The sequence below is a fragment of the Mesorhizobium sp. W067 genome (genome assembly GCF_054719525.1).
On record NZ_JBTTII010000001.1, the window covers coordinates 979,583 to 993,732 of the forward strand.

At 62.8% G+C, this 14,150-nt stretch carries 19 protein-coding genes; 10 read left to right on the forward strand and 9 right to left on the reverse strand.

Going from position 1 to position 14,150, the window contains the following annotated elements; genetic code table 11:
* Positions 1-56: 56 nt before the first annotated feature.
* From ACYG97_RS04845 to ACYG97_RS04865, 5 genes are all read left to right on the forward strand, one after another.
* Positions 57-281 carry a hypothetical protein gene (locus ACYG97_RS04845; RefSeq protein ID WP_023671503.1) on the forward strand — a complete coding sequence of 75 codons (225 nt, stop codon included), beginning with the start codon at positions 57-59 and terminating at the stop codon, positions 279-281.
* The gene (locus ACYG97_RS04850; RefSeq protein ID WP_023671504.1) at positions 281-688 is read left to right on the forward strand and encodes a hypothetical protein; all 408 of its coding nucleotides are present in this window, start codon (positions 281-283) and stop codon (positions 686-688) included. The genes ACYG97_RS04845 and ACYG97_RS04850 overlap by 1 nt, the downstream gene beginning before the upstream one ends.
* Before the next feature lies 1 nt (position 689).
* Entirely contained in the window at positions 690-851 is a 162-nt protein-coding gene (locus ACYG97_RS04855) for a hypothetical protein (RefSeq protein WP_023734269.1), read from the forward strand.
* 4 nt (positions 852-855) lie between these two features.
* Entirely contained in the window at positions 856-1,239 is a 384-nt protein-coding gene (locus tag ACYG97_RS04860) for a YkgJ family cysteine cluster protein (RefSeq protein ID WP_023709379.1), read from the forward strand.
* Between the two features lie 69 nt (positions 1,240-1,308).
* Positions 1,309-1,920, forward strand: a complete 612-nt coding sequence (locus ACYG97_RS04865) for a LysE family translocator (protein ID WP_023689918.1) — start codon at positions 1,309-1,311, stop codon at positions 1,918-1,920.
* A 23-nt stretch (positions 1,921-1,943) separates the two neighbouring features.
* On the opposite strand, the gene ACYG97_RS04870 is transcribed toward ACYG97_RS04865, so the two are convergent.
* Entirely contained in the window at positions 1,944-2,936 is a 993-nt protein-coding gene (locus tag ACYG97_RS04870; RefSeq protein WP_023734268.1) for an AraC family transcriptional regulator, read from the reverse strand.
* A 182-nt stretch (positions 2,937-3,118) separates the two neighbouring features.
* Between ACYG97_RS04870 and ACYG97_RS04875 the strand changes: the two genes are divergently transcribed.
* Together ACYG97_RS04875 and ACYG97_RS04880 are read left to right on the forward strand one after the other, a co-directional pair.
* Positions 3,119-3,544, forward strand: a complete 426-nt coding sequence (locus tag ACYG97_RS04875) for a GFA family protein (protein ID WP_023734267.1) — start codon at positions 3,119-3,121, stop codon at positions 3,542-3,544.
* Positions 3,545-3,600: 56 nt separating this feature from the next.
* Positions 3,601-4,116: an OsmC family protein gene (locus ACYG97_RS04880; RefSeq protein WP_023671510.1), complete on the forward strand. Its 516-nt coding sequence runs from the start codon at positions 3,601-3,603 to the stop codon at positions 4,114-4,116.
* 71 nt (positions 4,117-4,187) lie between these two features.
* Here the strand turns inward: ACYG97_RS04880 and ACYG97_RS04885 are convergent, their stop codons facing one another.
* Genes ACYG97_RS04885 through ACYG97_RS04895 form a run of 3 tightly spaced genes read right to left on the reverse strand, consistent with a single transcriptional unit; the run spans position 4,188 to position 6,093 of the window.
* Positions 4,188-4,574, reverse strand: a complete 387-nt coding sequence (locus tag ACYG97_RS04885; RefSeq protein WP_023697709.1) for a nuclear transport factor 2 family protein — start codon at positions 4,572-4,574, stop codon at positions 4,188-4,190.
* 17 nt (positions 4,575-4,591) lie between these two features.
* On the reverse strand, positions 4,592-5,041 hold the full coding sequence (locus tag ACYG97_RS04890; RefSeq protein ID WP_023697708.1) for an OsmC family peroxiredoxin: 450 nt from the start codon (positions 5,039-5,041) through the stop codon (positions 4,592-4,594).
* A gap of 41 nt (positions 5,042-5,082) precedes the next feature.
* Positions 5,083-6,093, reverse strand: coding sequence for a zinc-dependent alcohol dehydrogenase family protein (locus ACYG97_RS04895; protein WP_023697707.1), 1,011 nt, complete (start codon positions 6,091-6,093; stop codon positions 5,083-5,085).
* 102 nt (positions 6,094-6,195) lie between these two features.
* Here ACYG97_RS04895 and ACYG97_RS04900 point away from each other — a divergent pair, with 102 nt between their 5' ends.
* A complete protein-coding gene (locus ACYG97_RS04900; RefSeq protein ID WP_023697706.1) occupies positions 6,196-6,804 on the forward strand; it encodes a TetR/AcrR family transcriptional regulator in 609 nt (202 codons plus the stop codon).
* Between the two features lie 71 nt (positions 6,805-6,875).
* Here ACYG97_RS04900 and groL read toward each other — a convergent pair whose 3' ends face one another.
* From groL to ACYG97_RS04920, 4 genes are all read right to left on the reverse strand, one after another.
* Positions 6,876-8,531, reverse strand: coding sequence for a chaperonin GroEL (gene groL, locus ACYG97_RS04905; protein WP_023709705.1), 1,656 nt, complete (start codon positions 8,529-8,531; stop codon positions 6,876-6,878).
* A 64-nt stretch (positions 8,532-8,595) separates the two neighbouring features.
* Positions 8,596-8,892: a co-chaperone GroES gene (gene groES / locus ACYG97_RS04910; protein ID WP_006203049.1), complete on the reverse strand. Its 297-nt coding sequence runs from the start codon at positions 8,890-8,892 to the stop codon at positions 8,596-8,598.
* 239 nt (positions 8,893-9,131) lie between these two features.
* Positions 9,132-10,055: a hypothetical protein gene (locus ACYG97_RS04915; RefSeq protein WP_023734266.1), complete on the reverse strand. Its 924-nt coding sequence runs from the start codon at positions 10,053-10,055 to the stop codon at positions 9,132-9,134.
* Positions 10,056-10,386: 331 nt separating this feature from the next.
* The gene (locus ACYG97_RS04920; RefSeq protein ID WP_023734265.1) at positions 10,387-11,184 is read right to left on the reverse strand and encodes a class I SAM-dependent methyltransferase; all 798 of its coding nucleotides are present in this window, start codon (positions 11,182-11,184) and stop codon (positions 10,387-10,389) included.
* Positions 11,185-11,266: 82 nt separating this feature from the next.
* Here ACYG97_RS04920 and ACYG97_RS04925 point away from each other — a divergent pair, with 82 nt between their 5' ends.
* A complete protein-coding gene (locus tag ACYG97_RS04925; protein ID WP_023734264.1) occupies positions 11,267-12,136 on the forward strand; it encodes a hypothetical protein in 870 nt (289 codons plus the stop codon).
* Here the strand turns inward: ACYG97_RS04925 and ACYG97_RS04930 are convergent.
* On the reverse strand, positions 12,133-12,759 hold the full coding sequence (locus tag ACYG97_RS04930) for a TetR family transcriptional regulator (protein ID WP_023734263.1): 627 nt from the start codon (positions 12,757-12,759) through the stop codon (positions 12,133-12,135). The genes ACYG97_RS04925 and ACYG97_RS04930 overlap by 4 nt on opposite strands.
* Before the next feature lie 170 nt (positions 12,760-12,929).
* Here ACYG97_RS04930 and ACYG97_RS04935 point away from each other — a divergent pair, with 170 nt between their 5' ends.
* Positions 12,930-14,117 carry an MFS transporter gene (locus ACYG97_RS04935; protein WP_023734262.1) on the forward strand — a complete coding sequence of 396 codons (1,188 nt, stop codon included), beginning with the start codon at positions 12,930-12,932 and terminating at the stop codon, positions 14,115-14,117.
* The last annotated feature ends 33 nt before the right edge of the window (positions 14,118-14,150 follow it).

The window sequence follows — 14,150 nt, forward strand, 5'->3', positions numbered from 1 at the left end:
CGTAATCGAAGACCGCTCTCGCTTTATCGGCACCAGGCTCCCGACAGGAGAAAGTTTTGACCACTCAATCCAAGACCGCCGACCAGGCCGGCTCGCTGTTCAGCAAGACGCAAACCCAGTCGATGTCACTCAACCGCATCCTGTCCGAGCGTGATGCCGTCAGCGAGGCGCGCGAAGCCAAGACCGCGCGCTTGCGCGAACTGCGCAAGGAAAAGGAAGCCGACGACATGGCAGCGGCCGCAGCCCTTGCGGCGCTGCCGAAGCGGGCAGGCAAACGCTGATGGCCACCAAGCGCGTACCGCCGACGCCGATCGATGCCGATGCGACCATAGCGTCCATGGTCCCGGGCCTGGACAAGCCGGTCGAATATGTCCGCCGTGTGCTGGAAAAGCTCGAGCGCTGCAAGCGCGCGCATGGCGATGCCCAGGTGCGCGTCGGCGTGCGCGGCCGTGCCGAAGCCCCGAACTATCTGGTCGAATATGTCCGCGAGGACAAAAAGACCCAGGAGCGCGTGACCTACCAGGATGCCGCCTATAGCGGCAGCACGCATCGCGAACTGGCGGCGCACCACATTGCCGAGGCGAGGAACTGGTCGCCCGAGGAAATGAACATCACAGCGGTCTCGGCGCTGATCGGCCGCTTGCGCAATCCGCGCGCACCATCATCCCGCTTTTCCGACGAGGACTGACATGGCCATAAAGTTTTCCACCAAGGACCAGCCGGCAGTGCCGGCTGCCGCTGCAAAGCCGGCCAAGCCCGCTGCCGCGCCAAAGGCCGCCGAGGCCACCGAGGCTGCGACCGACCTGTTCAAGTCGCCGGCGGACGCGCCGAAGGGCAAGAAGAAGAAATAGCGCCTTGCCGCAAGATGCCGGTCGTCGGTCCATAGCGCCTGCCGGCCTGGCTGGCGCCACCGACTTTTTGTCTGGCGACGAGGACGCCGGCGCGGCCGCAATCTTCGATTGCCAGAGCTGCGGCGCCTGCTGCTCCTACTCGGCCGAATGGCCGCGCTTCTCGACCGAGGACGATGCGCAACTTGACCGGATTCCGGAAAAGTTCGTGTCCGCCGACCTGTCCGGCATGCGCTGCGAGGGCGTGCGCTGTTCGGCGCTTACGGGCGAGATCGGCAAGCACACGGCCTGCGGCATCTACGAGATCCGCCCGGACGTCTGCCACGCCTGCATGCCTGGCGGCGACGATTGCCTGATGGCGCGCAAGGCGCACGGGATGCCAACGATCTAGCCGACGCCCACCTTGCCTCATCCCACATCCCCCGATAGCTTCGACCACGGGCAGGGTGTCGGAGGAACCATGAGCATCGAATTTCTGTTGACGTCGCTGATCGTTGTGGCTTCGCCCGGCACCGGCGTTCTCTACACGCTGAGCGCCGGGCTTTCGCGAGGCGCGCGCGCCTCGATCACTGCTGCATTCGGCTGCACGCTTGGCATCATCCCGCATATGGCCGCCGCCATCACCGGCCTGGCGGCGCTGCTGCACACAAGTGCTGTCGCCTTCGAGACGCTGAAATATCTCGGCGTCGCCTATCTCCTCTACATGGCCTGGAACACGCTGAAGGAGAAGGGCGGCCTGAGCGTCGATGAAAACGCGGCACCCCGCTCGGCAGCCAAGGTCATCACCTCCGGTATCCTGATCAACATCCTGAACCCGAAGCTGTCGATCTTCTTCTTTGCCTTCCTGCCGCAATTCGTCAGCACGACCGAACCGAACGCATTTGCCAAGATGCTGGAGCTCTCGAGCGTCTTCATGCTGCTGACCTTCGTCGTCTTCGTCGCTTACGGCATCTTTGCCGCCTCGATCCGCAGCCATGTCGTGTCGCGGCCGATGGTGCTGACCTGGATGCGCCGCACCTTCGCCGGCGCCTTTGTCATGCTTGGGGCCAAGCTGGCGCTTGCTGATCGATAGAACAGGATCTGGCAGGCATCGGCCTACTCTTCGTCGGTTCCGGATCCGGTCCGGATGCCTAGACGCCAGGCGGAGGGCGGAAGGCCGATCATCTTCTTGAAGGCGCGGCTGAACGCTGCCTCGGATTCGTATCCGATTTCAGCGGCGATGCTGGCCATGTTGCTGGAGCCGACGCTGAGCAGCTCCGAGGCGATCTGCATGCGCCATTTGGCGAGATAATGCATTGGCGGCATGCCGACCAGCCTGGTGAAGCGTTCGGCGAGCACGCTGCGCGACAGCGCGGAGTCCTTCGCCAGCGCCTCCACCGTCCAGTTATGCGCCGGCCGGTCGTGGATCAGCGCCAGTGCCCTCGCCAGGTGCGGATCGCGCAGGCCAGCCAGCCATCCCGTGGTTTGTGGCGGCAGCGATTCCAAGTAACGGCGCAACACGTCGACAAACATCAGTTCGCTCAGTTTGGTGAGCACCGTTTCACTGCCTGCGCGCTTTTGCGCCACCTCCGTGACAGCCAGGTTGATGAACTGGCTGAGCCAGCCGCCATCGCCTTTGGCAGCTCCGGCCTTGATCACCGGCGGCAAAGCCTCGAGCAGTGGATTGAAAGGCTGTGCATCACAGGCGAGATAGCCGCAAACCAGCCTGGCCGAGGTCGCGCCGTCGCCGGCGCAGTTGATGTAAAACGGCATCCGGCCGGCTGTTGCGATGTCGAGAACGTCGGCTGTCGGCGGATCGGCGCGCAGCGCCGGATTGCTGGACATAATATGCGGGTCGCTCCTGGTGAAGACGACGACTTCGCCGGCCTCCAGCGCGATCGCTTCCTGGCCGACGATGCGCGCGAAGCAGCGACCGGCCGTTACCACATGGTAGGAGATCAGATGGTCCGCACCGGGCAGGATCTTCGGCAGGATGGACGATGGCGCCGGCGAGCAGACGGCCCACGGCTCGTGGCCCTCAATGTCAAAAAACGTCGCGCCGGTAAGGCGTACCGTCCTCAACAGGTCAGACAGAGCATCCCCGGCCATTCCGTTTCGTCCCGCACCCGGCTAGCCGGTCAGCCATCCCTTTCGAGTTCCGGACGCGCTGTCAAGCGAGGCGGACGCCGTATCATTCAGTTCGCGGCCAGAACTCCTAAACCTGCACCGGTGCTCAAGCGCTGCCGAGAGAGGGCGCTGAGTGCTGTCGAAACCAACCAGGGACAAATGTCATGACGGTACATAAGGGCGGGTGTTTTTGCGGCGCCGTGGAAATCGAAGTGCACGGAGCCGCCGAGGCAATGGGCTATTGCCATTGCGGTTCGTGTCGATCGTGGTCGGCGTCTCCCGTGAACGCCTTCACGCTGTGGAAGCCTCAGAACGTCAAGGTCACCAGGGGCGCGGAGTTCCTGTCCGGGTTCGAGAAGACCGAAATGAGCGATCGCCAGTTCTGCACGAAATGCGGTGGTCATCTGATGACCGTTCATCCGCCGCTCGGCCTGGTCGATGTCTATGCGGCAACCATACCAGGCGTGAAATTCACGCCTGGGGTTCACGTCAACTACGCTGAGACCGTGCTGCCGATGAAGGATGGGCTGCCCAAGCTCAGGGACTTTCCGGCTGAGCTCGGCGGCTCCGGCATCGCGGTGCCGGAATAAGGCCCGGCCACTGCTCGCCATTTTTGACAACGACAATTCAAGACAGGAGATTGTTCATGGAAATCGCAACATTTCGCGCCACGCAGGAGCCGATCAAGGATCTCTATCGCAGGGATGCGAAGGCCGCGTTCCTCACCTTGAAGGCCAAAGGCGTCGCCGACGCGTCCACCGTGACCTGCAAGGTCGAGACCGGACGCGGGCTGGCGCTTGCCGGCATTCATCCGATGGCCGGGGGCAGCGGCCAGGAACTGTGCTCCGGCGACATGCTGCTGGAGGCGCTGATCGCATGCGCCGGTGTCTCGATGCGCGCGGCGGCGGCCGTGCTCGAAATTCCGATCAGGTCCGCCGAAGTTTCCGCGGAAGGTGACGTCGATCTTCGCGGCACGCTCGGCGTGACTGCGGGTGTTCCAGTCGGCTTCAAGGAAATCCGCTTGCGCTTCGACATCGACACCGACGCTCCCCAAAGTCAGCTCGACCAACTGCTCGAACTCACGGATCGCTATTGCGTGATCTTCCAGACCATCCAGAACAGTCCCAGCACCACGGTGAAGCTGCACCGCGTCATCCAGTGACCAGAAAACCGGCCCGGAAACTCGACTTGAGCGAGATTCCGGGCTGGGAACGGGAGTGCCGGGCAACGCTTCTATCCTTTGACGTAACCCATCGCCTCGACGATCAGCTCGTCCGCGACACGCATCAGGTTGACGCCGCGGATGGAGTTGCCGTCGGCCATGAAGTAGCGCCAGCGGATCGTCGCCCGTTCACCGGCGACGAAGGTTTCCTCGAGGTCGAAGCGCGTGCCGGGCTGGGTGGCGATCGCCGACCATAGGTCAATGCATGCCTCTTTGCCGGCATGGCGGGCGCCGTCCGGCGCCGGCACGGTGTTTTCGATAACGCAATCCTGCGCCACCAACTCGGCAAGCGCGGACGGATCGTGCAACTGGAACACATCGTTGAAGCGACGCATGATCTCGGCCGTCTGGCTAGAGTGGTCGCCCGGATGAATGCTCGTGATGCTGTCCTGGCTCATCTCATACCTCCTGGTTTTCATTGTTCCGTGGCAGTGGTGGCGGCCAGCTCGGCCTTGAGGGTGATGGTTGTAACGCCGGCCAAAGCGCGAGAGACAAGGCAGGTCGTCTTCGCCGTCTCCGCCATACGCTGGAATTCGGCAGGCTGAAGGCCGGGAATCTCTGCTTCCGTTTCGAGCTCGATGCGGGTGATCGTCGGCCCGGCGGCGGTCGCGCCGAGATGCACCTTGGCGACGGTGCGGATGGTGCGGGCGACGTGGCCTTCCTGGCCGAGGATGAAGGTCAGCGCCATCGAGAAGCAGCCGGCATGTGCTGCCCCGATCAGCTCTTCGGGATTGGTGCCCGGACCGTCCTCGAACCGCGACGGAAAGGAATAGGCGCCTTCGAAGACGCCGCTGCCAAGCCGCAGACGGCCGCCGCCTTCCTTCAGCGTGCCTTGCCATTCTGCGGAAGCTTCACGGATGGTCATGGTCGTTCTCCTGATTCGGGGTTGAAAAGCGGGCAATTGGGTCAGGCGCAGTCGATGACAACCTTCCCGAACACGTCGCCCTGCTGGAAGTGGCGGTACGCTTCGGGGGCTTCGGCAAAGGGGAAGACCCTGTCGACAACGGGCTTGAGGCGATGCTGCGACACGGCGCGCAGCATGGCCTCAAGATTGCTGCGGCTGCCGACGAACAGGCGGCTGATGGTGGCGAGGCTGCGCTGATAAAGCGCTGCCGGCATCTCGATCGATCTGCCACTGGCGTCCTGCAGCGTCAGCAGCACGATGTGTCCATAAAGCGTGCTGGCAATCAGCGACTGCGCGAAGGTGGCCGGGCCGCCGGTTTCGACGACGAGGTCGACTCCGCCTGTCTGCTCGCGCGCCCAGCCGCCCCATTCCGGTATGTCGGTGCTGGAGACAACGAGGTCGGCGCCCAGCGCCCGCAGCCTGTCGGCCTTCTCCGCGCGCGATGTGATGGCGACAACCCGGCAGCCGAGCAACTTGGCGAACTGCAGAGCAAACAGCGAAACGCCACCCGAACCGATGGTGAGAACCCATTGACCAGGCTTCGGAATCCGGGTCCCGGTCACCGCGTTCCAGGCCGTCACGCCGGCGCAGGTCAGCGTCGCCGCTTCGTGCCAGCTCAGATGATCGGGCAGTCGCGCCGCCCATTGTTCGTCGAGCACGGCAAACTCAGTCAGCATGCCGTCAAGCGTACAGCCGAGCTGGTCGATCAGACCGGCATTGATGCGGCCATCGATCCAGCGGGCGAAGTAGCTGCCGGTGACGCGGTCGCCGACGGCAAAACGGGTGACGGCATCGCCGATTGCGACGACGTCACCGGCTCCGTCGCTCAGCGGCACGATGCCTTGCCGCGCCGGCAAGGGATAGGTGCCGCCAAGGATCATCGTGTCGCGCCGATTGAGCGAGGCGGCGCGGACTCGCACCACGATCTCATGCGGTTTCGGTTCCGTCCGCGCCTCGTCGCGCATCGCCAGGGATTCGGTTCCACCAAACCCTTCGAGACGGTAGCTGCGCATGTCACTCTCCTTAATAGTATATAGACTGATCCACATATTATATAGACCGATTGTCATATTCTTGGCAAGGCCTATAATGCGTCACTGCTGACAGAGGTTGACATGGCCAACGACACCCGCACCCGCATACTCGAGACCACAGGCCTGTTGCTCAGGCAGCGCGGCTATCACGGCACCTCGCTCAACGACATTCTGGGCGCCAGCGGGGCGCCGCGCGGCTCGCTCTATTTTCATTTCCCAGGCGGCAAGGACCAACTGGTCATCGAGGTGACGCGCAACAGCGTTGCCGACGTCACGAAAAGGCTGGGCGAAGCACTGGCAGCCGAGAGCGATCCTGCAGTGGCCGTCCATCACATCTACCAGTCGGTCGGGCGCATGCTGGAGGACAATGATTTTTCGCTGGGTTGCCCCATCGCGCCGGTGGTGCTGGATTCACCCACCGATGTGCCGGAACTGGCGGAACTCTGCCGATCGGCTTTCGAGCAATGGATCGGCTTGCTGCGACAGGCCTTTGTCAGGGCAGGAGTGCCCGAACGCCGGGCGCATGCCCTGGCACTGCTGGTCGAATCCTCGCTGGAAGGGCTGATGGTGATTGCGAGGGCCACCCGCGATCGTGGCCCGGTGCTGGTGGTGGCCGACGAGGTCGCGGCGCTTGTCGAGCAGGCGGTGCTTGCAGGCAAGGTTGCGCGGCAGGCGGACAGCGCCGCCTAACCATCCGCTTTCCAAAACAAAAAGGGCGCCTCTCGGCGCCCTTTCCGTATGCATAAGCCAGATAGCTTGGATTAGAAATCCATGCCGCCCATGCCGCCCATGCCGCCGCCGCCCATGCCGCCAGGCATGCCGCCGCCAGCAGACTCCTTCTTGGGGGCCTCCGCGATCATGGCTTCGGTGGTGACGAGCAGGCCGGCGACCGAAGCCGCGTCCTGGAGAGCGGTGCGAACGACCTTGACCGGGTCGACGATGCCCATGGCGATCATGTCGCCATACTCGCCGGTCTGGGCGTTGTAGCCGTAGGTCGCGCCCTTGTTGTCGAGGATCTTGCCGGCAACGATCGAAGCTTCAGCACCTGCGTTCGAAGCGATCTGACGGGCCGGAGCCTGCAGTGCACGACGAACGATGTTGATGCCGGCAGCCTGGTCGGCATTGACGCCGGTGACCTTGATGTTGGCCGAAGCGCGCAGCAGTGCGACGCCGCCGCCTGCAACGATGCCTTCTTCCACGGCCGCGCGGGTCGCGTTGAGGGCGTCATCGACGCGGTCCTTCTTTTCCTTGACTTCGACTTCCGTCGCGCCGCCGACACGGATCACCGCAACGCCGCCGGCGAGCTTCGCCAGACGTTCCTGCAGCTTCTCCTTGTCGTAGTCCGACGTGGTCTCTTCGATCTGCTGCTTGATCTGGGCAACGCGGCCCTGGATCTCGGCCTTCTTGCCGGCGCCGTCGACGATGGTGGTGTTCTCCTTGGAGATCGACACCTTCTTGGCGCGGCCGAGCATGTTGAGGCCGACGTTCTCGAGCTTGATGCCGAGGTCTTCCGAGATGACCTGGCCACCGGTCAGGATGGCGATGTCTTCCAGCATGGCCTTGCGGCGATCACCGAAGCCCGGCGCCTTGACGGCGGCGATCTTCAGGCCGCCACGCAGCTTGTTGACGACCAGCGTGGCCAGAGCCTCGCCTTCGACGTCTTCCGAGATGATGAGCAGCGGCTTGGAGGTCTGCACGACGGCTTCGAGAACCGGCAGCATGGCCTGGAGGTTGGACAGCTTCTTCTCGTGCAGTAGGATGTAGACGTCCTCGAGCTCGGCAACCATCTTGTCGGCGTTGGTGACGAAGTAGGGCGAGAGATAGCCGCGGTCGAACTGCATGCCTTCGACGACTTCCAGCTCGGTCTCGGCGGTCTTGGCTTCTTCAACCGTGATGACGCCTTCATTGCCGACCTTCTGCATCGCTTCGGCGATCATGGCGCCGACCGACTCGTCGCCATTGGCCGAGATCGTGCCGACCTGGGCAACTTCCTCGGAGGTCTTGATCTTCTTGGCAGCCTTGCCGAGAGCCGCGACGACTTCGGTCACGGCCAGGTCGATGCCGCGCTTCAGATCCATCGGGTTCATGCCGGCGGCAACGGCCTTGTGGCCTTCCTGGACGATCGACTGCGCCAGAACGGTCGCGGTCGTGGTGCCGTCGCCGGCAATGTCGTTGGTCTTCGAAGCAACTTCGCGGACCATCTGCGCGCCCATGTTTTCGAACTTGTCTTCAAGCTCGATTTCCTTCGCGACGGTGACGCCGTCCTTGGTGATGCGTGGTGCGCCGAACGATTTGTCGATGACGACGTTGCGGCCCTTGGGGCCGAGCGTGACCTTCACCGCGTCGGCGAGGATGTTGACGCCGCGCAGCATGCGCTCGCGGGCGTCGCGGGAGAATTTTACGTCTTTAGCAGCCATTTTTTAGCTCCTGGCAGGGGGCTTGCGATCAAGCCCGAAATTCAGTTGACGGTGAGGCCGATAATCAGCCGATGATGCCCATAATGTCGGATTCCTTCATGATCAGAAGGTCTTCGCCATTGAGCTTGACTTCGGTGCCCGACCACTTGCCGAACAGGATGCGGTCGCCGGCCTTGACGTCCAGCGGGACCAGCTTGCCGGCTTCGTCGCGAGCGCCGGAGCCGACGGCGATGATCTCGCCTTCCTGCGGCTTTTCCTTTGCCGTATCCGGGATGATGATCCCGCCGGCGGTCTTGGATTCGGATTCGACCCGGCGTACGACCACGCGGTCATGAAGCGGGCGGAACTTCGACTTTGCCATTTTTTCTTCCTCGAATGAGAACGGTGAGAGCTGTTCCTCGATCCGGCGGTGCCGGATGTGCGTTAGCACTCACCTGGGGAGAGTGCTAACGTCGCGCTGAAATAAGCGCGTGGCTTTCGAGAGTCAAGGCGCGCGGGAAGGGGCAATAGCGCGAAATTTATCCAAAGTTGCCTCACGATTCCGGAAAACCCGGCTCGCTGCCTGAACGCAGGCCCGAATGCCGTCCTGTCGATGGGAACTCAATGTCCGAGGCGCAGGCCGATCTCGCGCGTTTCAAAATCCAGCAACATGCTATTCTTCTCGAAGTAGCGGATGCCGACGATGTTATGCTCAAGCCCGGGAACGATCTCCACCTCGGGATTGTAGGTGGTCTTGAAATTCCAATCGTCCTGTCCGTCGGCTTTTACCAGGACTTTCGTGCCTCGGTTCAGCGACGAATACGGCGCCGAGGCGTCGGTGGGGACCATGATCGTTGAGTTGCCCGTATCGTAAAGCGTTGGCCGGCACGTCGGTTCAAATCCCCATGAGATACAGGCGTCGGTCGTGGGAAAATTGTATCGCAAGCTGGCCACTTTCCAGCTTTGCACCCTGAAGTCCTTTTTTACGTCTTTCGGCACGCCAATATGGAGCCCTTCCACTTGCGGGCAGTTGCCGTCCTCGTTTGTGCAGACCTTCCATTTGGCGCCGATCGGCGAGAGGTAATAGCCTTTGTGGAGGCCGGGCCCAAAGTTCACATAGGCAAGCGGAGATTTGATGACCCGGTCTGGTCCGCCTCCGCCAACGGGAGAGATACCGAAAGTGCCTTTGGCCCAAAGCGGGCCACCAACGATTTCGCCGGTACTTCGCCTGACTACTTTGTAGCGGATGAGGAACGGGATTGCAGTGATGGTGGCGACCGGGGATTTCGGCGACCCGAAAGCCACGCGAGCATAGGCAACGTTGCCGTACTCATCGTAAGTTCCATACGTCATCACCGCTTGTTGCGTGGTCACCATGATGCCGTCGATCTGCTGATCCTTCGTGATCTTTATTCCTGTGTCCGAACAGAGTTCGGCCGACAGCACCGATTGGCACTCGATCGTCATTCCGCTCGATCCGGTATCGAGCAGCAAAGGCTGGTTTACTGTGTGATCGCCGAGCGAAAGGATTTTCACATAAAGCATGCGAATGTTCCTTGGCTCTCCGGGATACTCCAATTTGATCAAAGGCACGATCAACGAGTGTGCATCTTCGCATTGGGCCGGTGGCAATGTGGCCCCGAGTGCCGCGGCAATTGCCATCAGGCGTGCAAACCATTGAAAGCGAATCCCCAATGCATCCCTCCCGCAGAGCTGAACTACTGGAGGAAAGTCTAGTTTCCGCATGCCAAAGTAAAGCTCTGAAGCTGGCCGACTCCGCAAATTGCGGCGAACCAAGGCCAGATGGTCATGCCGCCCTAGACTTCGACAGGCTTCGCCCACCGAGTGTCATGCGGCAACAGCGTGCCGAAGAAATCTACCGGCGCCGCGGCGATTCAAGCACCAGAAGCGGGCATCGTTCCGCCAGCCCATAACCCCCTGTCGGCGCGAGGCGGACACTGTCAAAAAACCGGCTCGCCTCTTCGACCAGCGTCGCCGCCGGGGCGAAACTGTAGACAGTCTGCGAATTCGCATAGACATCGATGGTGCCGATGACCGGCATCTCCCATCCGGTCGTCGCGGCAAGGGCCTCCCGGTCGGCAAACAGCGCATCGAAGGCGTCGAGGATCGCCCGCACCGGAATGGCGCGGTCGGGATCGCCGCCGGCACAAGCCATGGCAATGCGCCATTTGAGTTCGTGGAAGGTCGCGACACCACCGGACAGCGTCAGCGCCCGGACCTCCTGCAGATCGTCCGGCACCTGAGGGCTTGCATAGGCGCGCAATGCAGCCCGCCCACCGGACTTCAGCACACGCGCGATCTCGGCAAGCAGCGCCTGCCGTGCAACCGAGGAGTCCAGCGCCGACAGGCAGCCGTCGCCGATCACCGCCCCGGCGCTTTCGTCGCCCAGCGGCAACTCCAGCCAGTTGCCGATCACCGCCTTGCGTGAGGCGGTATCGCCCGGCCAGATGCCCGATATCATGGCAGTGGACTCGTCGATCGCGAGCATGGTCCTTCCGAGGCCGGCAAGCTCCGGCGTGACCCCGAGCAGCACCACATCGACTGATTGCAGGCTAAGTTCGCGCTCATAGGCGGCGACAGCTTCCGGGGGCGGACACAGCGGCGACCCGAGAAGCCGCCAATGACGGCGAATTGCGTCCCAATGCTCAGTCATGCGGAACGGTTTGGGGAAAGGCTGGACATATTTCCTTCCAGGCTGTTGGTTGCCTTGCGAGTTACCTCATGCAGGAAAGGCCATGGCCCGCATTGCCGTCATAACGCATGAATTTGACCGCTTCCAGAGCCGGCGGGGCCTCCTGCTGCGCCAGGACAGCCCCTACATGCTGTTCGACGTCCTGGCGGAGCTGAAACGGCGCGGTCACTCCGTGCAGATCATGCGTGGACCTTCGGCAAGTCATAACGCCGATATTGCCGTCCTGCATGTCGACGCGACAGTGACGCCATCGGACTATGTCGACTACGCGCGCGGATTTCCGATTTGTCTCAATCTTGGTGCAACCGACATTTCCAAGCGCCGCATCAGCGGTGCGATCCTCGAGGAGGGTGCCAACTGGAGCGGCCAGGTCATCGTCAAGAGCAACCTCAATCATTGGGGGACGCCCGAGGAGCAGCTCAACCGAAAATCCGTTCGCGCCGGCAAGGCAGTGCCTTTCCCGGGCGCGCAGACCTTCGATCGTTATCAGGTGCATGCCTCGCTGGCCGATGTGGCGCCGGAGATTTTCAGGCGTGCCGACCTGATCGTGGAAAAATTCATTCCCGAAATCGAGCCCGACGGGTTTGCGGCGCGGTTCTGGATATTCTGCGGCGATCGGGAGCGCTGCACCCGCTATGTCTCGCCGCAGCGCCTGGTCAAGGGCGACAACACCGTCCGCCGGCAGCCGGTTGCGGTTCCCGACGAACTGCGCGCCCTGCGTCGGAAGCTGGGCTTCGACTATGGCAAATTCGACTTTGTCGTGCATGAGGGCAGGGCCGTGCTGCTCGATGCCAACAAGACCCCAGGTCGCGCCAGGAACCTGTCGAAGATTGTTGCCGCCGGCACAGCCAACCTGGCCGACGGCTTCGAAAACCTCATCCACCAGACCGGACGGGGTCGAATCGGGCGCTAGAGAAACAGTCCCAACTGCGTATGGATGATCGACCGGTAGTCCTCGATGGTGTGGCGGCTTTCCTCCTGGTTCTGGGTCAGCGCCATGCGCACGACGCCGCCGGCCAGCTGGAAGATCAGGAAAACCATACGGCCGAACTCATTGCGTCGCTCTGGCGCGAGAAAGGGGCCGACATGGTCGCAGAACATCGTCGCCTGGCGCCGGGTTTCGGCGATGTCGAGATTCTTCAGCGCCTTGTCAGCCTGGATGGCGTTTTGCAGGTCCTGAATGGCGGGGTCGCCGGCGACGCGCTCATAGTAGTCGTCGAGCAGCCGGTCGGCCGCCGCGATGACGTCGCCCAGCCCGCCAATGTCGGCGACGATCGCGGCAAGCCGAGAGCGGCTCACTTCGGAGAACCGCTCGTAGAGCATCGCCAGGATCGCCGACTTGTTGGGGAAGTAATGATAGACGGTGGCGATCGGCCCGCCGGCCTGTGCGCCGACTTCCTTCATGGTGACGGCGTCGATGCCTTTCTCGCCGATCAGCCGCATGGTCGTCGACAGGATGGCGTCGATGCGCTCGCGGCTGCGCTCCTGTTTGGGCCTGCGCCTCGGTTCGGTCGTCATCTGCACTGCTTCGTTCATGCCGCCATCCTCTCGATCGCCCAGACCATTCGATCGCCAAGACCATCCCCAGCCTTGTTGGTGCCAAGTCCCGCTACTGATTGACAAACGAATATGATCGAGTATCAGTTTCTAAATGCTGACAGACTGTCAGTTTTTTTGCCGTCAGGCAAGGACGTTGGGAGGCGACCGTGACTTCTGCTGGTAACGCGGATGCCGGGAACGGCGACTGGCTGGTCGGCAACCCCACTGGGGCGCAACTCGCCTCGGCATTGTGGATCGGCTCGGTCGGGCTGCTCATTCTCGGGCTGCAGCCGGTGCTTCTCGGCGCGCTCTACACCGAAGGGCATGTCAGCGGTGACGAACTCGCGCTGGTCGCCACGGCGGAGATGATCGCCATCGGCATCGGATCGGCGGCCATCGCCATGATGCTGTCCGCCCACAATATGCGCTTGAAAAGTGCCGTCCTTCTGCTCTTGCTGGCGCTGGCTAACTGCGCGACCGCCTATGCGCTGACCTCGACCTCGCTGATTGCCGCCCGCGCGGTGGCCGGCCTCGCCGAGGGTGGGCTGGTGGCGGTCGCCACGGAACTGATCGCCCGTTCACGCCGGGCCGAGCGCATCGGCGGCTTCTTCGTCACCCTTCAGACCCTGGCGCAATGCGCCCTTGCCCTGCTGCTGGCGCTTTACGTCATCCCGGCCGCCGGATCGGCGGGCGGCTTCATCGTTCTTGCCGTCGTCTGCATCGCCTCGGTGGCCGTCGCCTTCATCGTCCCGGATAGCTATGCCGACCTGCCCAAGGAGGAACAGTTCAGCAATGTGCTGACCGTTCCTTCGCTTGCCGCTTTGCTGTGCGTCTTCTGCTACTTCATGTTCTTCGGCTCGGTCTGGGCGTTTCTCGAGCCGCTTGGCGCACAATACGGCATCGATGGCCGCAGCGTCGGCCTGATCGTCTCGGCCAGCCTGGCATTGCAGGTGCTGGGCGCAATGACGGCTACCGTCTTCGAGGCGCGTATCGACTACCGCTTCGCCATCGTGGCGATCGGCGTGGTCGCCGTCGCCAGTTCCGTGGTGCTCGCCGGCAGCCCCGGCCTGACGGTTTTCTGGGTCGCGGCCTTGATCATGGGCTTCATCCTTCTGTTCATCGTGCCCTATCAGATCCGGCTGGCGATCACCGCCGACGAGACGCGCACGGCCGTGCTTCTGGTGCCGGCGGCCCAGCTTTTCGGTCTGGCGATCGGCCCGGTCGCGGCATCGCTGCTGATCGACGGCAAGGATTTTCGGCCGGTGCCGGAATTTGCCGCCGCCAGTGCTGCGGCCAGCGTCGTGCTGCTCGGCCTGTTCGTCCTGATCGCACGGCGCCGCCGCGCCATCGCCTGAGACACGACCGGGGGAGCATCTCCTCGATACTTG